Origin of the sequence: Klebsiella sp. JB_Kp004, from assembly GCF_040065795.1 — a bacterium.
In the GTDB taxonomy this organism is placed as follows: Bacteria; Pseudomonadota; Gammaproteobacteria; order Enterobacterales; family Enterobacteriaceae; genus Klebsiella; species Klebsiella quasipneumoniae.
In genome coordinates this window covers 1-26,055 of the sequence record NZ_JBEAKW010000004.1, presented here as the reverse complement: position 1 = coordinate 26,055, position 26,055 = coordinate 1, and the positions used below count along the sequence as shown (strand labels likewise).

Annotated in this window: 17 protein-coding genes and 1 other RNA gene; 13 read left to right on the top strand and 5 right to left on the bottom strand. The window is 62.2% G+C overall.

Features of this window, described 5'->3' with window-relative positions; all coding sequences use genetic code 11:
* Positions 1-6 precede the first annotated feature (6 nt).
* On the bottom strand, positions 7-360 hold the full coding sequence (locus tag ABLX76_RS04285; protein WP_002910380.1) for a DsrE/DsrF/TusD sulfur relay family protein: 354 nt from the start codon (positions 358-360) through the stop codon (positions 7-9).
* Between the two features lie 68 nt (positions 361-428).
* Here ABLX76_RS04285 and nasR point away from each other — a divergent pair, with 68 nt between their 5' ends.
* The 7 genes from nasR (at position 429) to ABLX76_RS04250 (ending at position 13,014) form a co-directional block, all read left to right on the top strand.
* Positions 429-1,610, top strand: coding sequence for a nitrate regulatory protein NasR (gene nasR / locus ABLX76_RS04280; RefSeq protein ID WP_044523872.1), 1,182 nt, complete (start codon positions 429-431; stop codon positions 1,608-1,610).
* 243 nt (positions 1,611-1,853) lie between these two features.
* Positions 1,854-3,110 carry a CmpA/NrtA family ABC transporter substrate-binding protein gene (locus tag ABLX76_RS04275; RefSeq protein ID WP_032453296.1) on the top strand — a complete coding sequence of 419 codons (1,257 nt, stop codon included), beginning with the start codon at positions 1,854-1,856 and terminating at the stop codon, positions 3,108-3,110.
* A 1-nt stretch (position 3,111) separates the two neighbouring features.
* Positions 3,112-3,996 (top strand): nitrate ABC transporter permease, encoded by an 885-nt coding sequence (ntrB, locus tag ABLX76_RS04270; protein WP_086075639.1) that lies wholly within the window; start codon positions 3,112-3,114, stop codon positions 3,994-3,996.
* Between the two features lie 9 nt (positions 3,997-4,005).
* On the top strand, positions 4,006-4,794 hold the full coding sequence (locus ABLX76_RS04265) for an ABC transporter ATP-binding protein (protein WP_023290140.1): 789 nt from the start codon (positions 4,006-4,008) through the stop codon (positions 4,792-4,794).
* 10 nt (positions 4,795-4,804) lie between these two features.
* Entirely contained in the window at positions 4,805-8,872 is a 4,068-nt protein-coding gene (nirB, locus tag ABLX76_RS04260) for a nitrite reductase large subunit NirB (protein WP_348874062.1), read from the top strand.
* Complete coding sequence (locus ABLX76_RS04255; RefSeq protein WP_348874060.1) at positions 8,872-11,478, top strand: nitrate reductase; 2,607 nt, start codon at positions 8,872-8,874, stop codon at positions 11,476-11,478. The genes nirB and ABLX76_RS04255 overlap by 1 nt, the downstream gene beginning before the upstream one ends.
* Positions 11,479-11,631: 153 nt before the next feature.
* Positions 11,632-13,014, top strand: coding sequence for a YchO/YchP family invasin (locus ABLX76_RS04250; RefSeq protein WP_032453282.1), 1,383 nt, complete (start codon positions 11,632-11,634; stop codon positions 13,012-13,014).
* On the opposite strand, the gene narL is transcribed toward ABLX76_RS04250, so the two are convergent.
* Together narL and narX are read right to left on the bottom strand one after the other, a co-directional pair.
* Positions 13,011-13,661: a two-component system response regulator NarL gene (narL, locus tag ABLX76_RS04245; RefSeq protein WP_002910198.1), complete on the bottom strand. Its 651-nt coding sequence runs from the start codon at positions 13,659-13,661 to the stop codon at positions 13,011-13,013. The genes ABLX76_RS04250 and narL overlap by 4 nt on opposite strands.
* A gap of 10 nt (positions 13,662-13,671) precedes the next feature.
* The gene (narX, locus tag ABLX76_RS04240; RefSeq protein WP_032428899.1) at positions 13,672-15,450 is read right to left on the bottom strand and encodes a nitrate/nitrite two-component system sensor histidine kinase NarX; all 1,779 of its coding nucleotides are present in this window, start codon (positions 15,448-15,450) and stop codon (positions 13,672-13,674) included.
* 311 nt (positions 15,451-15,761) lie between these two features.
* On the opposite strand from narX, the gene ABLX76_RS04235 reads away from it, so the two are divergent.
* The 5 genes from ABLX76_RS04235 (at position 15,762) to narI (ending at position 24,215) form a co-directional block, all read left to right on the top strand.
* Positions 15,762-17,150: a NarK family nitrate/nitrite MFS transporter gene (locus tag ABLX76_RS04235; RefSeq protein WP_023290135.1), complete on the top strand. Its 1,389-nt coding sequence runs from the start codon at positions 15,762-15,764 to the stop codon at positions 17,148-17,150.
* A gap of 405 nt (positions 17,151-17,555) precedes the next feature.
* The gene (locus tag ABLX76_RS04230) at positions 17,556-21,299 is read left to right on the top strand and encodes a nitrate reductase subunit alpha (RefSeq protein ID WP_348874057.1); all 3,744 of its coding nucleotides are present in this window, start codon (positions 17,556-17,558) and stop codon (positions 21,297-21,299) included.
* Positions 21,296-22,831, top strand: coding sequence for a nitrate reductase subunit beta (gene narH, locus ABLX76_RS04225; RefSeq protein WP_023290133.1), 1,536 nt, complete (start codon positions 21,296-21,298; stop codon positions 22,829-22,831). Before ABLX76_RS04230 ends, narH begins: the two co-directional genes overlap by 4 nt.
* Positions 22,828-23,538: a nitrate reductase molybdenum cofactor assembly chaperone gene (gene narJ / locus ABLX76_RS04220; RefSeq protein ID WP_023318561.1), complete on the top strand. Its 711-nt coding sequence runs from the start codon at positions 22,828-22,830 to the stop codon at positions 23,536-23,538. Before narH ends, narJ begins: the two co-directional genes overlap by 4 nt.
* Positions 23,538-24,215, top strand: a complete 678-nt coding sequence (narI, locus tag ABLX76_RS04215) for a respiratory nitrate reductase subunit gamma (protein ID WP_002910189.1) — start codon at positions 23,538-23,540, stop codon at positions 24,213-24,215. The genes narJ and narI overlap by 1 nt, the downstream gene beginning before the upstream one ends.
* Here the strand turns inward: narI and ABLX76_RS04210 are convergent.
* The gene (locus ABLX76_RS04210) at positions 24,212-25,108 is read right to left on the bottom strand and encodes a DMT family transporter (protein ID WP_348874055.1); all 897 of its coding nucleotides are present in this window, start codon (positions 25,106-25,108) and stop codon (positions 24,212-24,214) included. The genes narI and ABLX76_RS04210 overlap by 4 nt on opposite strands.
* Positions 25,109-25,215: 107 nt before the next feature.
* On the opposite strand from ABLX76_RS04210, the gene ABLX76_RS04205 reads away from it, so the two are divergent.
* Positions 25,216-25,659 (top strand): Lrp/AsnC family transcriptional regulator, encoded by a 444-nt coding sequence (locus tag ABLX76_RS04205; RefSeq protein ID WP_023290130.1) that lies wholly within the window; start codon positions 25,216-25,218, stop codon positions 25,657-25,659.
* A gap of 164 nt (positions 25,660-25,823) precedes the next feature.
* Here ABLX76_RS04205 and ABLX76_RS04200 read toward each other — a convergent pair.
* Positions 25,824-25,955, bottom strand: a non-coding RNA gene (locus tag ABLX76_RS04200) — RtT sRNA.
* Positions 25,956-26,055: the final 100 nt, after the last annotated feature.

The window sequence follows — 26,055 nt, the reverse complement described above, 5'->3', positions numbered from 1 at the left end:
GCAGATTTAGAAGGTCAGCACTTTATCTGCCGCCAGGGTCCACTGGGCCAGCTCAACGAGAGTGCCAACCTCCACCCCATCAACCAGCGGCAGTGCGCTGACCCCGCGGCCGTCCGCGCAGGTCTTGCACAGCTTCACGGGAACCTGCTGGGCGGTGAGGATCTCCAGCATCTGCTGCACATTATACCCTTCCGCCGGCTTCTGCCCGCGCAGCCCGGCGGTGACGGCGTCGGACATCAAAAACAGCTTGAGATCGAGGTCGGACTGCTGTTCGCGCAGGGCAATGGCCAGACGCAGGCTGTTGAACAGGGATTCACTGCCGTAGGCGGCGCCGTTGGCGATAATCACAATACGTTGCATACAAACTCCTTCTTAAAGGCACGGTTATTGCTTTACCGCAGTATAAAGCGTTAACCCGGAGGAGGGGTATGAATAATACGACTGGTCACGCGGACGAGGCGACGGCCTGGCTGCAGCTGGCGCGCCGCCTGCAAAAACAACAGCTTCAGCAACTAGCCCGGCTGGGCGAGCTGGCAAGTCAGCTCAGCGCGCTGGTGCATATGCTGCAGTGCGAGCGCGGGGCGTCGAATATTTTTCTTTGCTCGGGCGGTCAGCTGTACGCGGCGGAGTGTCGGGCGGGTGGGGCGCTGGTTGATGAGCGGCTGGCCTTGTTCTATGCCGCCCTCGAACGGGCGCGCGCGGTCGCCGGCAGCGCGCTGTGCTGGCGCATCGCCCGGGCGGTCGGCGATCTGGCGCAGCTCCCGGCGCTGCGTGAGCAGGTCAGCCGCCGGCAGGTCGCCGCTGAAGCCGCGACGGAGCAGTTCAGCCGTATTATCCGCCATCTGCTGAATATCGTCCCGCAGCTCAATGACAGCATTGACGACCCGTCGGTAGCCGGGCGTATGGTCGCCCTGTACAGCTTTATGCAGGGAAAAGAGCTGGTGGGCCAGGAGCGCGCGCTGGGAGCATTGGGCTTTACCCGCGGCGAGTTCAGCGACAGCCTGCGCCAGCAGCTGGTGGACCGTATTGACGGTCAGCAGCCCTGCTTTGACAGCTTCCAGGCGCTGGGCAGTCCGGCGACGGTCCAGCTGTTTACGACCGAGTGCCAGGCCGGTCTGGACATCGAGCAACTGCGGCGGATCGCCTGCACCCGCCAGCCGGCGGCGGACGGCGGGGAAACGGCGCTGCGCTGGTTCGGCCTGCAAACCCAGCGGCTTGAGCAACTGCGCGAAGTGGAAGAGCAACTGATCGACGATCTGCTGGATGCCACCGACGCGCTGTTAGAAGACGACGCGCCTGGCTGGCTGGCCGGGGAGGAGAGCGACAGCGTGACGCCGCGGCTGGATAAACAGCTGCTGCCGCTGGTGCGCCAGCAGGCCTATGAGCTGCAGCAGCTCTCCAGCCAGCTGGCTTCGCTGAAAGACGCGCTCGAGGAACGCAAGCTGATCGAAAAAGCGAAAAGCCTGCTGATGACTCACCAGGGGATGCCGGAGGAGCAGGCCTGGCAGACGCTGCGCAAGATGGCCATGGACAAGAATCAGCGGATGGTTGAGATCGCCCGCGCGCTGCTGATGGTGAAGGCGATCTGGCCATTAACCCCAAAGGAGTAGATGCACAATCGATGGGCATTCGCTGCCTGTCGGCGGTGCACTTTTGCCTGACAAACCGACCAGAGCGAAAGGAAAAGCCCGCCAGTGCGCCATAGCCAAAGCTGGCATCCCCTTTGCATTAGCATTAGTGAGTGAATAAAAGTCCGGGCGACGAACCAATGGCGGTTCGGGTGTCCGTGGATAAAGGCGTCCTGCAGTGCATATGCACTGTCGGGCGCTTTTTTTTGCGCGTGTGGAGCGGATATGAGCGATAAGTTTTCAATTTCACGGCGGCGCTTGCTGCAGGCAGGGGCCGCGCTGGGCGGCGCGATGCTGCTGCCGGGCGTGATGCAGGCCGCATGGGCCGGCGGCTCGGACAGACCGGAGCAAACCACCGTGCGGGTAGGGTTTATTCCGCTGACCGACTGTGCGCCGCTGGCTATCGCCGCAGCGAAGGGGTTTGACAAAAAATATGGCATTACCCTGGCGCCGAGTAAGGAGGCCAGCTGGGCGGCGGTGCGCGACAAGCTGGTGGCCGGTGAACTGGACGCGGCGCATATTCTCTATGGCCTGCTGTACGGTCTTGAACTGGGGATCGCCAGCAAGCCGCAGGCGATGGCTAATCTGATGACCCTCAACCGCAATGGTCAGGCCATCACCCTCTCCAGCGAACTGCAGGAGAAAGGGGTGACCGACCTCGGCGGACTGAAGCGGCTGATCGACCGCAGCGCGCCGGGCAGCTACACCTTCGCCCATACCTTTCCCACCGGCACCCATGCCATGTGGCTTTACTACTGGCTGGCGAGCGCCGGCATCGATCCCTTTAACGATGTGCGCACCGTCGTGGTGCCGCCGCCGCAGATGGTGATGAACATGCGCATCGGCAATATGAGCGGCTTTTGCGTCGGCGAGCCGTGGAACGCCCGCGCCATTAACGACCGTATCGGCTTCACCGCGGCCACTTCCCAGGATATCTGGCCTGAGCATCCGGAAAAGGTGCTGGGCGCCCGTCGCGACTGGGTGGAACGCCACCCGAACACCGCCCGCGCGCTGGTGGCAGCCCTGATGGAGGCGCAGCGCTGGATCGCCGCCTCGGCGGAGAACACCCGGGAGACGGCCCGCCTGCTCGCCAGACGCGGCTGGCTCAATACCAAAGAGCAGTACCTCACCGGCCGGATGCTTGGGGAGTATGACAACGGCCTCGGCCGCCGCTGGCAGGATGCCCATCCGATGCGCTTTTACGCCGAGGGAGAGGTGAGCTTCCCCTGGCTGTCGGACGGGATGTGGTTCCTCACCCAGTTTCGTCGCTGGGGGCTGCTGAAGCAGGCTCCGGATTACCTCGCGGTGGCGTCGCGCCTTAACCGCATCGACGTCTGGCAGGCGGCCGCCCAGGCGGTCGGCGGGATCAGTACACCGGCGGCCACGATGCGCAGCAGCACACTGATGGACGGTACGGTCTGGAACGGGTCTGACCCGGAAGGCTACGCCCGCCATTTCGCTATTCAACGTAAGGGGGCATGAGATGAAGCAGGCACAACGTAAGCAACCGGTCGTCAGCGCGGAGAACGCGCCTGGCGAAGTCATTATCCTGCCGCCGGTGCAGGTCCGGCGCACCACGTCGACCGTCACGCGCTGGCTGCGTGAGCTCACCCAACGCCTGCTGCCCCCGCTGCTGGGGCTGGGGGTGCTGCTGCTGGCCTGGCAGCTGGCGGCGATGCACAGCAAAGGCTTTCCCACCCCGTTGAGCACGCTGGACTCGGCGCTGACGCTGTTCGCCGATCCGTTCTATCAGGACGGGCCGAATGACATGGGGATCGGCTGGAACGTGCTGGCCTCCCTGCAGCGCGTGGCGGTGGGCTTCGGCCTGGCGGCGCTGGCGGGCATTCCGCTGGGGTTTTTGATCGGCCGCTCGCTGTTCTTCGCCCGCATGTTTAATCCGCTGATTGCTCTGCTGCGCCCGGTCAGCCCGCTGGCCTGGCTGCCGATTGGCCTGCTGCTGTTCCAGAAGGCGGAGCCCGCCTCCAGCTGGACCATTTTTATCTGCTCCATCTGGCCGATGGTGATCAACACCGCGGAAGGCGTGCGGCGGATCCCGCAGGACTATCTCAATGTCGCCCGCGTCCTCCAGCTCTCAGAGTGGACGGTGATGCGCAAAATTCTCTTTCCGGCGGTGCTGCCGGCGGTGCTCACCGGCGTGCGCCTCTCCATCGGCATCGCCTGGCTGGTGATCGTGGCGGCGGAAATGCTCACCGGCGGGCTGGGGATCGGCTTCTGGATCTGGAACGAGTGGAACAACCTCAATGTGGAAAACATCATCATCGCCATCGTCATTATCGGCGTCGTCGGCCTGCTGCTGGAGCAGGGCCTGATGCTGCTCGCCCGCCGCTTTAGCTGGCAGGACAAATAAGGAGCCAATATGAAACCATTAATTCAGGTGCAGGCCGTCAGCCAGCGCTTCAACACCGCCAGCGGCGAGTTTCTGGCGCTACAGAATGTCTCCTTCGATATCGTCGAAGGGGAGACCATTAGCCTGATCGGCCACTCGGGGTGCGGAAAATCGACCCTGCTGAATCTGATCGCCGGGATCACGACCCCTACCGAGGGCGGACTGCTGTGCGATAACCGGGAAATCGCCGGGCCCGGGCCGGAGCGGGCGGTAGTTTTCCAGAACCACTCGCTGCTGCCGTGGCTGAGCTGTTTCGACAATGTGGCGCTGGCGGTGGATCAGGTGTTCCGTCGCACCATGAGCAAGCATGAGCGTCGGGAGTGGATTGAACACAACCTCGCGCGCGTGCAGATGAGTCATGCGCTGCATAAACGGCCCGGGGAGATCTCCGGCGGCATGAAGCAGCGGGTGGGTATCGCCCGGGCGCTGGCGATGAAGCCGAAAGTGCTGCTGCTTGATGAGCCCTTCGGTGCCCTGGACGCGCTGACCCGCGCTCACCTCCAGGACACGGTGATGCATATCCAGCAGGAGCTCAATACCACCATCGTCATGATCACCCACGACGTTGATGAAGCGGTGCTGCTTTCCGACCGTGTGCTGATGATGACCAACGGCCCGGCGGCGACGGTCGGCGAGATCCTCGCGGTCGATCTGCCGCGTCCGCGCCATCGCGTTCAGCTGGCGGACGACAGCCGGTACCACCATCTGCGCCAGCAGATCCTCCATTTCCTGTATGAAAAACAGCCGAAAGCGGCATAAGGAGGCGGTCATGACGCGGCGACTGGTGGTGATCGGTAACGGCATGGCGGCCACCCGGCTGGTGCAGCGGCTGGTTGAGCGCGACCCTGCGCGGTTTGCCATTACCGTCGTCGGCGACGAGCCGCACCCGGCCTATAACCGCATCCAGCTCTCGCCGCTGCTGGCTGGCGAAAAAACGGCATCGCAGATCCCGTTGCTGCCGGCGGAGTGGTACACCCGGCACGGGGTGTGTCTGCGGTCTGGCGAGGCGGTGGATGAAGTGGATGTTGCGCAACGGCGACTGCGCATCGCTGACGCCTGGCTGCCGTGGGACGAGCTGGTTTTCGCCACCGGCTCGCGGCCCTTTATCCCGCCGCTGCCGGGCATTGATCGTCCGCAGGTTATGCCCTTCCGCACCCTGGCGGACGTGGAACGTATTCTGGCGATACCCGGCCCGGCGGTGGTGATTGGCGGTGGGGTTCTGGGCGTGGAAGCGGCGGCGGCGCTGCGTCGCCGCGGCGGAGAGGTCACACTCCTGCATCGCGGCAGCGGCTTAATGGCGCCGCTGATCGACGCCTTTGCCGCCGATGAGCTCAGGCAGCAGCTTGAAGCGCGCGGCATTCGCTGCGTGCTGGAGTGCCGGATCGCCGCCATCGACGCCGACGGCGTGCGGCTGGCGGACGGGCGGGTATTCCGCGCCGCCCGAGTGGTGCTGGCGACCGGCGTGCAGCCCAACAGCCGTCTGGCGGCGCAGTCCGGCGTGCTGTGCCAGCAGGGGATCGTGGTTGACCGCCAGATGGCCGCCTCGCTGCCGGGGATCAGCGCCATTGGCGAGTGTTGCGAAATTGACGGCCAGACCTGGGGGCTGGTGGCTCCCTGCCTGCGCCAGGCCGAGGTGCTGGCGGATCGCCTGTGCGGCGCCCCCGGCGCGGGCTTTGTCTGGCAGGACGCCGGGACCCGCCTGAAGGTCACCGGCATTGAACTCTTTAGCGTCGGCGAACAGCAGGCCGGCGAACAGAATGACATCTATACCAGCTGGGATCCCATCGACCGGCACTATCGTCGCCTGCTGCTGCGCGACGGCCGCCTGCGCGGCGTGCTGCTGATGGGCGACTGTACCGCCGCCGCCGCGCTCACCGCGCGCCTGGAAAGCGACGAGCCCGCCACCGCGGACTGGCTTTTTGACCCTTCTTCAACGCAGCCGCAGGCTGCAGGAATAATGACGATGACGAAACCTGTATTAGTGCTGGTGGGACATGGCATGGTCGGCCACCATTTTCTCGAACAATGCGTGAGCCGCAACTTGCATCAGCAATATCGTATCGTGGTGTTTGGCGAAGAGCGTTACGCCGCCTACGACCGGGTGCATCTCTCCGAATATTTCGCCGGACGCAGCGCCGAATCGCTGTCGCTGGTGGCCGATGATTTCTTTCACCAGCACGGCATCGAACTCCGCCTCGGCAAGGCGGTGGCGACGATCGACCGCGACGCGCGGCTGGTGCGGGACGCCGAGGGGCATGAAACTCACTGGGATAAACTGGTGCTGGCGACCGGCTCCTATCCCTTTGTTCCGCCGATCCCTGGCAACGATCTCGACGGGTGCTTTGTCTATCGCACCCTTGACGATCTCGACCGTATCGCCGCCCATGCCGCCGCGGCGAAGACCGGGGTGGTGATCGGGGGCGGCCTGCTCGGGCTGGAGGCCGCCAACGCCCTGAAACAGCTGGGGCTGGAGACGCACGTGGTGGAGTTTGCCCCGAACCTGATGGCCGTCCAGTTGGATAACGGCGGGGCGGCGATGCTGCGGGAGAAGATCGTCGCCCTCGGCGTGGGGGTGCATACCAGCAAAGCCACCACCGCCATCGTGCGCGAGGCCGATGGCCTGCGGCTGAACTTTGCCGACGGCGGCACGCTGGCGGCCGACATGGTGGTCTTCTCGGCAGGGATCCGCCCGCAGGACGCGCTGGCCCGCGGCTGCGCGCTGCAGGTTGGCGAGCGCGGGGGGATTGGCATCGACGGCCAGTGCCGCACCACTGACCCGGACGTGCTGGCGATAGGCGAATGCGCCCTGTGGGATAATAAAATTTACGGCCTGGTGGCGCCGGGTTATCAGATGGCGCGGATCGCCGCGGCTACCCTCGCAGGAGAGGACGCCTGCTTTAGCGGCGCCGACATGAGCACCAAACTGAAGCTGCTGGGGGTTGACGTAGCCTCGTTTGGCGATGCGCAGGGGCGCACGCCGGGCTGCCAGAGCTATCAATGGACCGACGGTCCTCAGCAGGTTTACAAAAAAATCGTCGTCAGTCAGGACGGCAAAGCCCTGCTTGGCGGCGTGCTGGTGGGGGACGCCAGCGACTACGCCACGCTGCTGCAGATGATGCTGAACGGCATGGCGCTGCCGCCGCGTCCGGAGAGCCTGATCCTGCCGGCGCTGGAGGGGGCCGCGCCGAAGGCGCTGGGGGTGGCGGCGCTGCCCGACAGCGCGCCGATCTGCTCGTGCCATAGCGTCAGCAAAGGCGATATCTGCCAGGCGGTGAACAATGGCGCGGGGGATATGGCGGCGATAAAAAGCTGCACCAGAGCGGCCACCGGCTGCGGCGGCTGCAGCGCGCTGGTGAAACAGGTGATGGAGTACCAGCTGGCGGCGCAGGGCGTCGAAGTGAAAAAAGACGTCTGCGAGCATTTCCCGTGGTCGCGTCAGGAGATCTACCATCTGGTGCGGGTCAACCATTTCCATACCTTCGAGCAGCTGATTAGCCGCTACGGCCAGGGGCACGGCTGCGAGGTTTGTAAACCGCTGGTGGCCTCGGTGCTGGCCTCCTGCTGGAACGAATACCTGCTGAAGCCGGCGCACCTGCCGCTGCAGGATACCAACGACCGCTATTTCGCCAACATTCAGAAGGACGGCACCTATTCGGTGGTGCCGCGGATGGCGGCGGGGGAAGTGACGCCGGACGGGCTGATCGCCATCGGGCAGATCGCCAAACGTTACCAGCTCTACAGCAAAGTGACCGGCGGCCAGCGCATCGACCTGTTTGGCGCGCGGCTGGAACAGCTGCCGGCGATCTGGCGCGAGCTGGCCGACGCCGGGTTTGAAACCGGCCACGCCTATGGCAAGTCGCTGCGCACGGTGAAGTCCTGCGTCGGCGCAACCTGGTGTCGCTACGGCGTGCAGGACTCCACCGGGCTCGCGGTGCGGCTCGAGCATCGCTATAAAGGGCTGCGCGCCCCGCACAAAATCAAGATGGCGGTCTCCGGCTGCACCCGCGAGTGCGCCGAAGCCCAGGGCAAAGACATCGGGGTGATTGCCACCGACAAAGGCTGGAATCTCTACGTCTGCGGCAACGGCGGAATGAAGCCGCGTCACGCCGACCTGTTTGCCAGCGACCTCGACGAAGCGACGCTGATCCGCAGCATCGATCGTCTGCTGATGTTCTATATCCGCACCGCCGATCGCCTGCAGCGGACCAGCACCTGGATGGACAACCTGGAGGGCGGCGTGGCCTACCTGCGGCAGGTGGTGCTGGAGGATAGCCTCGGCATTGGCGAGGAGCTGGAACAGGAGATGGCCCGCATCGTCGACAGCTACCAGTGCGAGTGGCAGACCACGCTCAACGATCCCCAGCGCCTGGCGCTGTTCCGCTCCTTCGTGAACAGCGACCAGCCCGACGAGGCGGTGCAGCGCCACGATCTGCGCGGTCAGCCGCAGCCGTTGCCTGCTGAAGCGTTGCCCGAAGGCGAACTCCCATCCCGGCCGTGGCAGGCGATTTGCGACCTTGACGCCATCCCGGCGCAGGCGGGGATCGGCGCCCGGTTAGGGGAGCGGCAGATCGCCCTGTTCCGCTTCGGCGATCGGGTGTATGCCCTGGACAACCGCGAGCCGGGCAGCGCGGCCAACGTGCTGTCGCGGGGGCTGTTAGGGGACGTCGGCGGGGAACCGGTGGTGATCTCCCCGCTGTACAAACAGCGGATTCGCCTGCGCGACGGCTGGCCGTGCGACGGCGGTGAACAGGCAGTGCGCGCCTGGCCGGTGAAAGTGGAAAACGGCAAAGTGTGGGTGGGCAGCCAGCAGCTGCTGGCGCGAGCGGAGGCCTCCTGATGAAGACCATCCGAACGACCTGTCCCTACTGCGGCGTAGGCTGCGGCGTGCTGGCGAGCGTGGATGACGCGTGTCAGGTGAGCGTGCGCGGCGACGATCAGCACCCGGCCAACCTCGGCCGCCTGTGCGTCAAAGGGGCGGCACTAGGGGAGACCACGGGCCTGGCGGGGCGGCTGCTGGCGCCGGAGGTGGACGGCCAGCCGGTGGCCTGGTCTCAGGCGCTGGCGGAGACCGCTTCCCGCCTGCAACAGGTTATCGACCAGCACGGTCCGCAGGCGGTGGCCTTCTACGCCTCCGGCCAGCTGTTGACGGAGGATTACTATGCCGCCAACAAGCTGATGAAGGGATTTATCGGCGCGGCGAATATCGATACCAATTCGCGGCTGTGCATGTCGTCGGCGGTGACCGGCTACAAGCGGGCCTTTGGCGCCGACGTGGTGCCCTGTAGCTATGAGGATGTGGAAAACAGCGATCTGGTGGTGCTGGTCGGCTCGAACGCCGCCTGGGCGCACCCGGTGCTGTACCAGCGTCTGGCGCAGGCGAAGCGGGATAATCCCCGGCTGCAGATCGTGGCGATCGACCCCCGGCGCACCGCCACCTGCGAGATCGCCGATCGCCATCTGGCGCTGGCGCCGGGAAGCGACGGCGGGCTGTTCGTGGGGTTGCTTAACGCCCTGGCGCAGGCCGGGGCCTGCGTCGACGGTTTTCGCGACGGCCCGCAGGCGCTGGCCGCCGCTCGCGGCTGGGACGTGGCGAAAGTGGCGGCTTTTTGCGGCCTGCCCGCCGATGAGGTGGCGGGTTTCTATCGCGATTTTATCACCGCCCCGCGGGCCATCACCCTCTACACCATGGGAATTAACCAGTCAGCCAGCGGCAGCGACAAATGTAATGCCATCATCAACGTCCATCTGGCCAGCGGAAAGTATGGCCGCCGCGGCTGCGGCCCCTTTTCGCTGACCGGTCAACCCAACGCCATGGGCGGGCGCGAAGTCGGCGGGTTGGCGACGATGCTGGCGGCGCACATGGATTTTGTGCCAGACGATCTGCAGCGGCTGGCCCGCTTTTGGGGAACCGAGCGGCTGGCGCAGACCCCGGGGCTGACCGCCGTGGAGCTGTTTGCCGCCATCGGCCGCGGCGAGGTGAAAGCGGTGTGGATCATGGGCACCAACCCGGTGGTGTCGCTCCCCGACAGCCACGCGGTGAGCCAGGCGCTGGCCGGCTGTCCGCTGGTGATCGTCTCGGATGTCGCCGCTGAGACGGATACCGGACAATTCGCCCACATTCGCTTTCCGGCGCTGGCCTGGGGCGAGAAAAATGGCACGGTCACCAACTCGGAGCGGCGCATCTCCCGTCAGCGTAGCTTCCTGCCGCCGCCGGGGGAGGCGAAAGCGGACTGGTGGATCATCGCCAGAGTGGGGCAGGCGCTGGGGTATCGCGAGGCGTTTACCTGGCAGCATCCGCATGACGTCTTCCGCGAGCATGCGGCGCTGTCCGGTTTCGAAAACGACGGCCAGCGGGCATTTGATATCGGCGCGCTGGCGGATCTCAGCCGCGAGGCATGGGACGCCATGGCGCCGGTACGCTGGCCGGTCAGCCGCCGCCGCGCCGCCTGGGATGTCACGCGCGGCTGGCATAGCGATGGCAGGCTGCGGATGGTGCCAGTGACGCCTCAGCCGACCCGGGCGGCAACCGATGTCTTTTATCCGCTGATCCTCAACAGCGGGCGGATCCGCGATCAGTGGCACACCATGACCCGCACCGGCGCCGTGCCGCGGCTGATGCAGCATATCGCGGAGCCGGTGGTGGAGGTGGCGCCGCAGGACGCCGTTCGCTACCAGCTTGTCGCCGGCGGGCTGGCGCGGATCTGGTCGCGCCATGGGGTGATGGTGGCGAAAGTGGCGATCAGCGAAGGCCAGCGCCCCGGCTCGCTGTTTGTCCCAATGCACTGGAACAATCAGTTCGCCCGCCAGGGGCGGGTGAATAATCTGCTGGCCGCCGTCACGGACCCGCATTCCGCCCAGCCGGAGAGTAAACAGGCGGCGGTGGCCATCGCCCCCTGGCAGCCTGCCTGGCATAGCGAACTGTTTTGTCGCGAACCGCTGCCGTTTCCTGCGGCCTGGCACTGGCGGCGGCGGGCGGCGGCGGGCGTATTGCACTACTCGCTGGCCGGGGAGGCGTCAGCCCGACAGTGGCTCAGCGTCTGGTGCGCGCAGCGCGGCTGGCAGCTGCAGATAGCAGACGGCGGCGCGGTGTGGAACCTGCTGGCGTGGCATCAGGGGAGGCTGATGCTGGGCTGGTGGAGCGATGCGCGCGAGCCGGCGGTGGATAGCGCAGGGATAAGCGTCGCCTTCGCCGCGCCGCCGTCCGATGCCGCCCGGCGCCATGCGTTGCTCAGCGGCCGACCGGACGCCGCCGCCGCGCCGCCGGGGCGGATCGTCTGCAGCTGTTTTGGGGTGGGGGAGCGGGCGATCGGCGAGGCCATCGCCAGCGGCTGCGCCAGCGTTGGGGCTTTGGGCGCCAGGCTTAAGTGCGGGACCAACTGCGGCTCCTGCGTGCCGGAGCTCAACGCGCTGCTGACGGCGCAACCGGCCCGCGCCGGGGCGTAACGGCGCGGCGGCACCTTCTGTGGTTGGGCGACAATTTGCCCAACCGGTTTCAGCATATTCCTGGAATTGTCCGCAGGGCTGCGGGAGAAGGGAAAAAACGATAAACTAAAACTATCTTCCAATTTTTTCTGCGAGCCCGCGCAAATCCTGTTGATGCCTGTGTCGTACCGTTTGCTGCCATCCCTGATCTTTCTCCTGCTGCTGCCGGGCGCTCCCGTCTGGGCGCTGACCGCCAGCGACACCGCTCTTACGCCCCAGGGAGAAGATCCCTTGCCCGATTTGGGGATCGCCCCGCAGGTCGATGACGACGCCAGACACTTTGCCGAAGTGGCGAAGAAGTTCGGCGAGGCCAGCATGAGCGATAACGGACTGACGGCGGGCGAGCAGGCGCAGATGTTCGCCATCAACAAACTCGGCAATGAAGTGAGCCACCAGCTGGAGAGCTGGCTCTCGCCGTGGGGCAACGCCAATGTCGACCTGCTGGTCGATAAAGAGGGGAAGTTCACCGGCAGTAAAGGGAGCTGGTTCGTGCCATTGCAGGATAACGATCGCTACCTGACGTGGAACCAGTATTCGGTAACCCGGCGCGAGAACGATCTGGTGGGCAATATTGGGCTTGGTCAGCGCTGGCGGGTCGGCGGCTGGCTGCTGGGCTATAACTCGTTTTATGACAAGGTGCTGAGCGAAAGCCTGGCCCGCGGCAGCGTCGGCGCCGAGGCGTGGGGGGAATATCTCCGCCTGTCGGCGAACTACTATCATCCGCTGGGCGACTGGCAGCTGCGGGAGAATCAAACTCAGGAGCAGCGGATGGCCGCGGGGTATGACGTTACCGCCCAGGCGCGGCTGCCGTTTTATGAGCACATCAACACCAGCGTCAGCGTCGAACAGTACTTCGGCGACAGCGTCGATCTGTTTCACACCGGCACAGGCTACCATAACCCGGTGGCCGTCTCCGTCGGGCTCAATTATACCCCGGTCCCGCTGGTCACCGTGACCGCCAAGCATAAGCAAGGGGAAAATGGCGTCAGCCAGAACAACGTTGGCCTGAAGCTCAACTACCGCTTTGGCGTGCCGCTCAAGCAGCAGCTGGCGGCGGACGAGGTGGCGTTCAGTAACTCGCTGCGCGGCAGCCGCTTCGACAGCCCGGAGCGGGATAATCTGCCGGTGGTGGAGTATCGGCAGCGCAAAAATCTGACGGTCTACCTGGCCACGCCGCCCTGGGATCTACAGTCCGGGGAGACGGTGCAGCTGAAGCTGCAGATCCATAGTCTGCACGGCATCAAGTCGCTGCACTGGCAGGGCGACACCCAGGCGCTCAGCCTGACGCCGCCGGTGGATGCCAGCAGCCCCGATGGCTGGAGCGTGATTATGCCGGTGTGGAACAGTGAACCGGGCGCCGCGAACCGCTGGCGCCTGTCGGTGGTGGTAGAGGATAAACAGGGGCAGCGCGTCTCCTCCAATGAGATCGTCCTGACGCTGACCGAGCCGCTGATCAAGTTCACCGCACCTGGCGTCTCGTGGACGGACTCGCCTTAAAAAATTCGCTCCTGGTGGACCCATACCGCGGCTTCCACCCGAGATTTGAGCTTCATTTTCTTCAGCATGTGCTTGACGTGCACTTTGACGGTGCTTTCGGTGATATCCAGCCGGCGGGCGATCATTTTGTTCGGCAGCCCCTGGGCGATCAGCTTGAGGATGTCGCGCTCGCGCGGGGTCAGCTGGCTGATGTCGCGATCGGAGGTGGCGCGGTTGGCGCGCAGGCTGGCGGCCAGCACCGGGGTTAACGCTTCGCTTAATACCATCTCGCCGGCGGCGGCCTGCTGCAGCGCTTTCAGCAGATCTTCCGGCTCCATGTCTTTCAGCAGATAGCCATCGGCGCCGCGCTTGAGGGCGGTAACAACGTCCTCTTCATGGTTAGAGACGCTGAAGACCACCACCCGGCCAGACAGCGATTTCTCACGCAGTTTGTCCAGCGTCTCCAGACCGTTCATGCCCGGCATATTGAGGTCCAGCAGGATCAGGTCCGGATCCAGCGACTCCGCCAGCTCGATACCTTGCGCGCCATTGCTGGCTTCGCCAATCACCTGGATGTCCGGCGCCATGCTGATCAGTTGTTTCACGCCGGTGCGCAGCATCGGATGGTCGTCAATGAGAAGGATGGTTGCCCGTTCCTGTTGACTCATGGGGGTCTCCTTATTGGATGGAAAACGTTTTTTCCGGGATAAACGTGACGATCACTTCGGTCCCGCCGGTTTCCCGGCGCCGAACCTGACAGTCGCCGCGCAGGCTTTGCGCGCGATCCCGCATAATGATTAAACCGTAATGGTTACTCCGCTCGGCGTGGTCCGGCACGCCGCGGCCGTTATCCGCCACCACCAGACGGACCTGATTATCGCGTTGTGACACCGTCACGGTGACTTGGGTCGCGCTGGCATGCTTCAGGGCATTGCTTAACGCTTCGCGGGCGATCTGCAGCAGGTGAATGGCCTGATGCGACGGCACAAAGCGCGGCGGGAGCTGATAATCAAGCTGCACCGTAAAGCCGAAGTGGGCGCTGTACTCCTGACAGCTGGCCTCCAGCGCCGGGCGCAGGCCCGGCTCGGTCAGTTGCAGGCGGAAGGTGGTCAACAGCTCACGCAGCTGGGCCCAGGAGGTATTCAGCTCGTTACGTATCTGCCCCAGCAGCTGACGGCTCTCCGCCGGCAAGGCGTCGCCCTGCATCTGCAGGCAGCTGACCTGCATCTTCATACAGGATAGCGACTGGGCGATGGAATCATGCAGCTCGCGGGCGATAGTGGCCCGCTCTTCCATAACGATCAGCTGCTGCTGTTTCTCCTGATGGCGGTCCAGCGCCAGGGTGCTGGTCAGTTGTTCAACCACAGTATCCACCAGCTGCTGCTGATCGTGGCTGAGATGACGGCCAACCGGCAGCGTCGCCAGCAGGATGCCGTACTGATTATGCGCATCCGACAGCCGCCACTTCAGCGTCGTTCCGCCATCCGGCAGCGGCGGCAGGTTGCGTGGGCAGAGGTAGCAGCCCATGTCGTCACACTCATTATCCGAGTGGCAGGTAAACTCCTGATGGTTGTCTTCATCTTCCAGATCGTAGACCCGCACCTCGATATCGCGCAGCAGCGTCAGACCCTGCAGGCCGTTCAGCACCGGCGAAATGCGTTCACAGAGCGGGGCGTTGGCGTGCAGCCGGCGGTTGGCCTGCCATAAGAAAGCGAGGATCTCGTTCTTCTGTTCCAGCCCGGCGGTCTTCTCCTGCACCCGGCGCTCGAGCACGGCGTAGCTTTCCGCCAGCTCTTCCGACATGTTATTTAGCGCCATGCCGAGGGTCGCCATTTCGTTGCGTCCGCTGATGTGCGCCCGCTGGGTGAAATCACGCTGGCTCACCGCTCGCGCCATGCTCAGCAGCTGTTTCCATGGCCGCAGCAGGCGGGCGCGTAGCCAGATGATGGTGAAGATCAGCAGCAGCGCCATGCCGATGGCGAGGAGGCGATGGATCCAGACCACCCGTTCGATACGCTGCTCGGTGGTATGGTCGAATGCGGTGACCAGCTGGTCGATACGATCGACAAAGTCGGCGACATCCTGGGCGACCTCCGCCTGGTTGACCGCGCGCTGCATGCCGGGAGCCAGCGCCAGCTGCCAGTACTGCTGCAGGGCCTGCAGCTGGCGCTCCTGCCCGTCGCGGCGGGCGGAGTTTTGCAGCTCCGGACTGAAGACGGTGGCGGTCATATCATCGACCAGCTTTTGGTCGTGTTCATTCAGCGGGATCGCCGCCAGCAGCCGGTAGCTCTGCATGCGTAATGACCCGGCTTTGTTAATGGCGTGCGCGCTGCCCTGCACGCCGTTGACCAGGCGCGCGGAGATCGCCATACCGGCGACGCCAGTAAGGGTGGCAAGCAGGACGATCAACGCCAGTTGATTGACCAGCGTCAGCGGGGTAAAAAGACGTTTTAACATGGAATGCGTGGCTCCTGACCGGTCGTGTCCCCGGGAGTGGCGCTTATTCTCGGCTATCCCCTGGAGTATACCCATACCCACAAAGAGTTACTCCTTAATTGTCGGTGGTAGGCGCCGTTGGGAGAGGGGTTAGACGCATCCCGGCAGCCGTGTGAAAAACCACACTTTTTTTCCCACCATTCTCTACTCACTTCGGAGCATGGTTTATTTTCGCACAAATTAGCGCGCGCTTTTCCTTTGATTTATATCAACTTACCGCCCGGGGCAACCCCTAAGGTAGCGGCAGGAAAAATGAATAATCAGAGGTATCTATGAGTCAATCTTCCCTCCCGGAGAAGGCTAACCGCTCGGTCATTACCGACTGGCGGCCTGAAGATCCTGAATTCTGGCAACAGCGCGGCCACCATGTGGCGAGCCGCAATTTATGGATCTCCGTTCCCTGTCTGTTACTGGCGTTCTGCGTGTGGATGTTGTTCAGCGCCGTTGCCGTTAACCTCAACAAAGTGGGCTTTCAGTTTACGACCGATCAGCTGTTTATGCTGACCGCGCTGCCGGCGCTGTCAGGCGCTTTGTTGCGCGTGCCTTACGCTTTCATGGTACCGCTGTTCGGCGGCCGCCGCTGGACGGCGTTCAGTACCGGGATCATGATTGTGCCGTGCGTGTGGCTGGGCTTTGCGGTCCAGGATACCTCCACGCCGTTTAGCGTCTTCGTGATCATCTCTCTGCTGTGCGGCTTCGCCGGGGCCAACTTCGCCTCCAGTATGGCCAATATCAGCTTCTTCTTCCCGAAAGCGAAGCAGGGCGGGGCGCTGGGCGTCAACGGCGGCCTTGGTAATATGGGCGTCAGCGTGATGCAGCTGGTCGCGCCGCTGGTGGTGTCGGTCTCGGTGTTTGCCATTTTTGGCGGGACCGGCAGCGAGCAGCCGGACGGCTCAATGCTGTATCTGGAAAACGCCGCGTGGATCTGGGTACCTTTCCTGATTATTTTCACCCTGGCGGCGTGGTTCTTTATGAACGACCTGTCCGCTTCTAAAGCCTCGCTGAGCGAACAGCTGCCGGTGCTCAAACGCCTGCACCTGTGGATCATGGCGCTGCTCTATCTGGCGACCTTCGGCTCCTTTATCGGTTTCTCCGCCGGTTTCGCCATGCTGTCAAAGACCCAGTTCCCGGACGTGCAGATCCTGCACTACGCCTTCTTCGGTCCGTTTATTGGCGCGCTGGCGCGTTCGATGGGCGGGGCGATCTCCGACCGTCTCGGCGGTACCCGCGTGACGCTGGTCAACTTTGTGGTGATGGCTGTCTTCTGTGCGCTGCTGTTCCTGACCCTGCCGACCAACGGCCAGGGCGGTAACTTCATCGCCTTCTTCGCGGTGTTTATGGTGCTGTTCCTGACCGCCGGGCTGGGGAGCGCTTCCACCTTCCAGATGATCTCCGTGATCTTCCGTAAGCTGACCATGGACCGGGTGAAGGCCCAGGGCGGCAGCGAAGCCCAGGCGATGCGCGAGGCGGCGACCGATACCGCGGCGGCGCTGGGCTTTATCTCCGCTATTGGCGCCATCGGCGGCTTCTTTATTCCGAAGGCGTTCGGTATCTCGCTGGATCTGACCGGCTCGCCGGCCGGCGCGATGAAAGTCTTCCTGATCTTCTATATCGCCTGCGTGATCATCACCTGGGCGGTATACGGCCGTAAGCGTCAGTAATTCGCTATCGTCGATGTTGCTTCGTAAAGGCGTACTCCCGGAGGAGGCGCCTTTTTTTACCGGCCTATTTAGTTACAACATACTAATGGGTGATTGGATACGTATTGGCCACTGAGCCGGGAAGGGACGGCTTGCCAGCGTCACTGCTCTACCCCTTAATACCTCCCTGGTGAACAATTCCGCGCCTGGTGACCCATTTTTCGATAAAAACCATTAAAAAACAATAAGTTAAAAAATTTAACTTCCTACCACCTTGGTGGTAAATGCCAATTTCCGCCGCGATAACAAGCCAGTCCGTATTGATCGCTATCAATTCCCGTCCGCTTTCATAGCGTTACCTTCGCTGCAAATCCAGCAATGTCGATTTATCAGAGAGCCGTCAGGCTCCATATCAGGAGAAACCCGATGAGTAAATTCCTGGACCGGTTTCGCTACTTCAAACAGAAGGGTGAAACCTTTGCCGATGGGCACGGCCAGCTTCTAAACACCAACCGGGACTGGGAGGATGGATACCGTCAACGTTGGCAGCATGACAAAATTGTGCGTTCCACTCACGGTGTCAACTGCACCGGTTCATGCAGCTGGAAGATTTATGTCAAAAACGGACTGGTGACCTGGGAGACCCAGCAAACGGACTATCCGCGCACCCGTCCGGACCTGCCAAACCACGAACCACGCGGCTGCCCGCGCGGCGCCAGCTACTCCTGGTATCTGTACAGCGCGAACCGCCTGAAATACCCGCTGATGCGCAAACGCCTGATGAAGATGTGGCGGGAAGCGAAGGTCCAGCACAGCGATCCGGTTGAGGCATGGGCCTCGATTATCGAAGACGCCGACAAAGCGAAAAGCTTCAAGCAGGCTCGCGGTCGCGGCGGGTTTGTCCGCTCCTCCTGGCAGGAAGTGAATGAGCTGATTGCCGCCTCCAACGTCTATACCGTGAAAACTTACGGTCCGGATCGCGTGGCCGGCTTCTCGCCGATCCCGGCGATGTCGATGGTCTCCTACGCCTCCGGCGCTCGTTACCTGTCGCTGATCGGCGGTACCTGCCTGAGCTTCTACGACTGGTACTGCGACCTGCCGCCGGCCTCGCCGATGACCTGGGGCGAGCAGACCGACGTGCCGGAATCCGCCGACTGGTACAACTCCAGCTATATCATCGCCTGGGGCTCCAACGTGCCGCAGACCCGTACCCCGGATGCGCACTTCTTTACCGAAGTTCGCTATAAAGGGACCAAAACTGTCGCCATCACCCCGGACTACGCCGAAATCGCCAAGCTCTGCGATCTGTGGCTGGCGCCGAAGCAGGGTACCGATGCCGCGATGGCGCTGGCGATGGGCCACGTGATGCTGCGTGAGTTCCATCTTGATAAACCGAGCCAGTACTTCACCGATTACGTGCGTCGCTACACCGACATGCCGATGCTGGTGATGCTTGAGGAGCGCGACGGCTATTACGCCGCCGGCCGCACGCTGCGCGCGTCCGACCTCGTGGATTCCCTTGGTCAGGAGAAGAATCCGGAATGGAAAACCGTCGCCTTTGATGAGAAGGGCGATCTGACCGTGCCGAACGGTTCCCTCGGATTCCGCTGGGGCGACAAAGGCAAATGGAACCTCGAACAGCGCGACGGTAAAACCGGCGAAGAGATTGAGCTGCGTCTGAGCCTGCTGGGCAGCCATGACGAGGTCGCGGACGTCGGCTTCCCGTACTTCGGCGGCGAAGGTTCTGAACACTTCAACAAAGTCGCGCTGGAAAACATTCTGCTGCACAAACTGCCGGTTAAACGCCTGCAGCTGGCTGACGGCTCCACCGCCCTGGTGACCACCGTGTACGACCTGACCATGGCCAACTATGGCCTGGAGCGCGGTCTGAACGATGACAACTGCGCCGCCAGTTATGATGAAGTGAAAGCCTACACCCCGGCCTGGGCGGAGAAAATTACCGGCGTCTCCCGCGCGCATATTATCCGTACCGCCCGCGAGTTTGCCGATAACGCCGATAAAACCCATGGTCGGTCGATGATTATCGTCGGGGCGGGTCTCAACCACTGGTTCCACCTCGACATGAACTACCGCGGTCTGATCAACATGCTGATCTTCTGCGGTTGCGTCGGCCAGAGCGGCGGCGGTTGGGCGCACTATGTGGGCCAGGAAAAACTGCGTCCGCAGACCGGCTGGCAGCCGCTGGCGTTCGCCCTTGACTGGCAACGTCCGGCACGTCATATGAACAGCACCTCGTACTTCTATAACCACTCCAGCCAGTGGCGCTATGAAAGCGTGACCGCGCAGGAGCTGCTCTCGCCGATGGCGGATAAATCCCGCTACAGCGGCCATCTGATCGACTTCAACGTCCGCGCCGAGCGGATGGGCTGGCTGCCGTCGGCGCCGCAGCTGGGCGTAAACCCGCTGCGCATCGCCGATGAGGCGAAAAAAGCGGGCATGACGCCGGTGGATTACACCGTCAAATCTCTGAAGGAGGGATCGATTCGCTTTGCGGCAGAGCAGCCGGAAAACGGAAAAAACCATCCGCGTAACCTGTTTATCTGGCGTTCCAACCTGCTGGGCTCCTCCGGTAAAGGTCATGAGTACATGCTCAAGTACCTGCTGGGTACGGAGAACGGCATTCAGGGTAAAGACCTTGGCAAGCAGGGCGGCGTGAAGCCGGAAGAAGTCGAATGGCGCGATAACGGCCTCGACGGCAAACTGGACCTGGTGGTGACCCTCGACTTCCGTCTGTCGAGCACCTGTCTCTACTCCGATATCGTGCTGCCGACCGCCACCTGGTACGAAAAAGACGACATGAATACCTCGGATATGCATCCGTTTATTCATCCGCTGTCGGCGGCCGTTGACCCGGCCTGGGAATCGAAGAGCGACTGGGATATCTACAAAGGTATCGCGAAGAAATTCTCTGAAGTGTGCGTGGGCCACCTCGGTAAAGAAACCGACGTCGTTACGCTGCCGATCCAGCATGATTCCGCCGCGGAAATGGCGCAGCCGCTGGACGTCAAAGACTGGAAGAAGGGCGAATGTGACCTGATTCCGGGGAAAACCGCCCCGCATATTATTCCGGTCGAGCGTGATTATCCGGCGACTTATGAGCGCTTCACCTCCATTGGCCCGCTGCTGGAAACCATCGGCAACGGCGGGAAAGGCATCGCCTGGAATACCCAGAGCGAAATGGACCTGCTGCGTAAGCTCAACTACACCAAGGCCGAAGGCCCGGCGAAAGGTCAGCCGAAGCTGGAAACGGCCATCGACGCCGCGGAGATGATCCTCACCCTGGCGCCGGAAACGAACGGTCAGGTGGCGGTGAAGGCGTGGAAAGCGCTGAGCGAAATCACCGGCCGCGAACACGCGCACCTGGCGCTGAACAAAGAAGACGAGAAGATCCGTTTCCGCGATATTCAGGCGCAGCCGCGGAAAATCATCTCCAGCCCGACCTGGTCCGGGCTGGAAGACGAACACGTCTCCTATAACGCCGGATACACCAACGTTCACGAGCTGATCCCATGGCGTACCCTGTCCGGTCGTCAGTCGCTGTATCAGGATCACCAGTGGATGCGCGACTTTGGCGAGAGCCTGCTGGTTTATCGTCCGCCGATTGACACCCGCTCGGTGAAAGCGGTGATGGGCGAGAAGTCCAACGGCAACCCGGAGAAGGCGCTGAACTTCCTGACGCCGCACCAGAAATGGGGTATCCACTCGACCTACAGCGATAACCTGCTGATGCTGACCCTGTCACGCGGCGGTCCGATCGTCTGGATGAGCGAGGCGGATGCGAAAGATCTGGGTATCGAAGATAACGACTGGATCGAAGTGTTCAACGCCAACGGCGCCCTGACGGCGCGCGCGGTGGTGAGCCAGCGCGTGCCGGCCGGGATGACCATGATGTACCACGCGCAGGAACGCATCGTGAACCTGCCTGGCTCTGAAGTCACCGGCCAGCGCGGCGGGATCCATAACTCGGTTACCCGTATTACGCCGAAACCGACCCATATGATCGGCGGCTATGGCCATCTGGCCTATGGCTTTAACTACTACGGCACCGTCGGCTCCAACCGCGATGAATTTGTGGTGGTACGTAAGATGAAGAACATTAACTGGTTAGACGGCGAAGGCAATGACCAGGGACAGGAGAGCGTAAAATGAAAATTCGTTCACAAGTCGGCATGGTGCTGAATCTCGATAAATGCATCGGCTGCCACACCTGCTCGGTAACCTGTAAAAACGTCTGGACCAGCCGGGAAGGGATGGAGTACGCCTGGTTCAATAACGTGGAGAGTAAGCCTGGCGTCGGTTTTCCGAACGACTGGGAAAACCAGGAGAAATGGAAGGGCGGCTGGATCCGCAAAATCAACGGCAAGCTGCAGCCGCGCATGGGCAACCGCGCGATGCTGTTAGGTAAAATCTTCGCGAACCCGCATCTGCCGGGCATCGATGATTACTACGAGCCGTTCGATTACGACTACCAGAACCTGCATAACGCCCCGGAGAGTAAACACCAGCCGATCGCCCGTCCGCGCTCGCTGATCACCGGCCAGCGGATGGACAAGATCACCAGCGGTCCGAACTGGGAAGAGATCCTCGGCGGCGAGTTTGAAAAGCGCGCCAAAGACCAGAACTTCGACAACATGCAGAAGGCGATGTACGGCCAGTTCGAAAACACCTTCATGATGTATCTGCCGCGCCTGTGCGAGCACTGCCTGAATCCGGCTTGCGTCGCAACCTGCCCGAGCGGCGCCATCTATAAGCGTGAAGAAGACGGCATCGTGCTGATCGACCAGGACAAGTGCCGCGGCTGGCGGATGTGCATCACCGGCTGTCCGTACAAGAAGATCTACTTCAACTGGAAGAGCGGGAAATCTGAGAAGTGCATCTTCTGCTACCCGCGTATTGAATCCGGAATGCCGACGGTATGCTCCGAAACCTGCGTGGGCCGAATCCGCTACCTCGGCGTCCTGCTGTATGACGCGGACGCGATCGAAAATGCCGCCAGCACCGAGAACGAGAAAGATCTCTATCAGCGTCAACTGGACGTGTTCCTCGATCCGAACGACCCGAAAGTGATTGAGCAGGCGCTGAAAGATGGCGTACCGCAGGGCGTGATTGAAGCCGCGCAGCAGTCGCCGGTCTGGAAAATGGCGATGGACTGGAAGCTGGCCCTGCCGCTGCACCCGGAATATCGCACCCTGCCGATGGTCTGGTACGTGCCGCCGCTGTCGCCGATTCAGTCCGCCGCCGATGCCGGCGAACTGGGCAGCAACGGGATCCTGCCGGACGTGGAAAGCCTGCGTATTCCGGTGCAGTATCTGGCGAACCTGCTGACCGCCGGCGATACCCAACCGGTCCTGTTGGCCCTGAAGCGGATGCTGGCGATGCGTCACTATAAGCGGGCGGAAACCGTTGACGGCGTTGTCGATACCCGCGCGCTGGAAGAGGTGGGCTTAAGCGAAGCGCAGGCTCAGGAGATGTACCGCTACCTGGCGATCGCCAACTACGAAGATCGTTTCGTGGTGCCGAGCAGCCATCGTGAACAGGCGCGGGAAGCGTTTCCGGAGAAAAATGGCTGCGGCTTTAGCTTTGGTGACGGCTGCCACGGCTCTGACAGCCAGTTCAACCTGTTCAACAGCCGTCGTATCGACGCCATCGACGTGACCAGCAAAACGGAGCCGCACGCATGATTGAACTTGTGATTGTGTCGCGTTTGCTCGAATACCCTGACGCTGCCTTATGGCAGCATCAGCAGGAGATGTTCGAGGCGCTCGCGTCATCGGAGAAACTCAGCAAAGAAGATGCTCACGCGCTGGGCGTTTTTCTGCGCGATCTGCTGGCTCAGGATCCGCTGGATGCCCAGGCGGCCTACAGCGAACTGTTTGACCGCGGCCGGGCCACCTCGCTGCTGCTGTTTGAACACGTGCACGGCGAATCCCGCGATCGCGGGCAGGCGATGGTTGACCTGATGGCGCAGTATGAGCGCCACGGTCTGCTGCTCGATAGCCATGAGCTGCCGGATCATCTGCCGCTGTATCTGGAGTATCTGGCGCAGCTGCCGGAAGAGGAAGCGCTTGGCGGCCTGCGGGACGTCGCGCCGATCCTCGGCCTGCTCAGCGCGCGCCTGCAGCAGCGCGAGAGCCGCTATGCGGTGCTGTTCGAGCTGCTGCTGAAGCTGGCCAACACTCAGGTCGACAGCCAGAAAGTGGCGGAGAAGATTGCCGACGAAGCCCGCGACGATACGCCGCAGGCGCTGGACGCAGTCTGGGAAGAAGAACAGGTTAAATTCTTTGCCGACCAGGGCTGCGGCGAGTCGGAGATTTCCGCTCACCAGCGTCGTTTTGCCGGAGCCGTGGCCCCGCAATATCTGAATATCTCTAACGGAGGACAGCAATAATGCACTTCCTGAATATGTTCTTCTTTGACATTTATCCGTACATTGCGGGCTCGGTGTTTCTGATCGGCAGCTGGCTGCGCTATGACTACGGTCAGTACACCTGGCGCGCGGCCTCCAGCCAGATGCTGGACCGTAAAGGGATGAATCTGGCGTCGAACCTGTTTCATATCGGCATCCTCGGTATTTTCGCCGGCCACTTCCTCGGCATGCTGACGCCGCACTGGATGTATGAATCTTTCCTGCCGATCGACGTCAAGCAGAAGATGGCGATGATCGCCGGCGGCGCCTGCGGTGTGATGACCCTGGTGGGCGGTTTACTGCTGCTCAAGCGTCGTCTGCTCAGCCCGCGCGTTCGCGCCACCACCACCGGCGCGGATATTCTGATCCTCTCCCTGCTGATGGTGCAGTGTGCGTTGGGCCTGCTGACGATCCCGTTCTCAGCCCAGCATATGGACGGCAGCGAAATGATGAAGCTGGTCGGCTGGGCGCAGTCGGTGGTCACCTTCCACGGCGGTGCGTCGCAGCACCTGGATGGCGTGGCGTTTATCTTCCGCGTCCACCTGGTGCTGGGTATGACCCTGTTCCTGCTGTTCCCGTTCTCCCGTCTGGTTCATATCTGGAGCGCGCCGGTAGAGTACCTGACGCGCAAATACCAGATTGTTCGCGCCCGTCGCTAACTGGCCCGCGACTGCTGACTGACCCCGCTCTGGCGGGGTTTTTTTTCGCCCCAGCCGAGGTTATTCCCCGCGGCGGCAAACAGAATCAGCATCCCGCCGCACCACTGCACAGGGGTTAACGCATGGTGGAAGACCAGATAGTCGACCCCCATCGCCACCAGTGGATAAATAAAGGAGAGTGAACCGGTAATGGGCGTTGGCAGCTTCTGTATCGCGCTATATAAAAGCTGATACATGATCCCGGTATGGACGACGCCGAGGATCAGCAGATAGCGCCAGGGAAAGCTGGCAGAAAACTCGGGCATTTGCACCAGCGGCAGCAGCATCACGACGCCGACCAGCACCTGAATAAAGGCGATATGCTGAGCAGGGAGCGGATGCAGTTTGCGGGCGATAATGGCGGTCAGAGCATAGAAAAATGCTGCGGCTAATGCCAGCAAAACGCCAGTCGCGAGACTATCGCCGTGCGCCGGGGCAAGCTCGCTTGACAGCAGGATCACCACGCCGCCGAAGGCCAGCAGTAACCATCCCCATTTTACGGCGCTGACTCGCTCCCCCAGCACCATGCCCATCAGTACCAGCATAAACGGCTGGGTGTTGTAGACCACCGTGGCCATGCCAATTGAAATACGCGAGTAGGCGGCAAAAAGCAGTAGCCAGTTGATGACCAGCGCAATGCCGCCAAGCACCGCGAGGGCGAGGGTGAAGCGCGTGAGACGACTGAAGGGTTGGCGGCTGAGAACGATAAACAGCAGCAGGGTGAGCGCGCCAATCAGGCAGCGCCAGAACACCACATCAATTACCGGCAAACCAGAGAGCAGCACGAACGCGCCGATCGAGCCAGAAATTATCATCGCCAGGCTCATTTGCCAGACGCCGCGGGTAAGTTGCATATTTCACCTCCAGTAGTTTTCCATTATTGTGCGAAAAATCCTGACAGCCTGACATGGCTGAATTAAGGTAAGCAGGGGGAAATTCCTTTCATAATTAGGTGAAAACCATGAATGACTTACTTGATGAAATTGACCGGGCGATCCTCGCTTGCCTGACTCAGGACGCCAGAGTCTCGTTGAAGGTATTGAGCGCGCGGGTGGGGCTGACCTCGCCGAGCACCGCCGAGCGGGTGAAGCGCCTGGAGGAGCGGGGGGTGATCCAGGGCTATGGGGCGCGGGTGAATCTTGCCGCGCTGGGCTACAGCCTGCAGGCGCTGGTGCGGGTCCGGCCGCTGCCTGGTCTGCTGCAGAAGGTGGATAAATATATCCAGGCGATGCCGGAGTGCATCGAAAGTGACAAAGTGACCGGAGAGGATTGTTTCGTGATGCGACTGGTGGTGCGTGATATTGCCCAACTGGATACGCTGCTTGACGGCCTGGCCGAATTTGCTCAGTGCAATACCTCGGTGGTGAAAAGTTCGCCGGTGAAGAGACGACTGCCCCCGCTGTGAGTTTCCCGGAGGCGGCGCGGCGCACCAGTCCGGGCTGCCGGTCGGCACAGGCAGCGTTCTCTCGCTACGCTCGAGTCGAACCTGAGTTGAAGCTTCTCATCCTTCCCCGTGGGGCAGAATATAGAGTATCGCAAGTGAAGTAAGTTGGGTAATACATGAAGAGATAGTGGTGGGGGAAGGATGACTCGGCGCTAACGCGCCTCGCCCTTCGGGCCGTTGCCTGCGGCAACGTTCTCTCGCTACGCTCGAGTCGAACCTTAGTTGAAGCTTCTCATCCTTCCCCGTAGGGCAGAATATAAAAGATCGTCGAGTAGTCGAATTGGAAGTTTTTTAAGAAGATGGTGGTGGGGGAAGGATGACTCGGCGCTAACGCGCCTCGCCCTTCGGGCCGTTGCC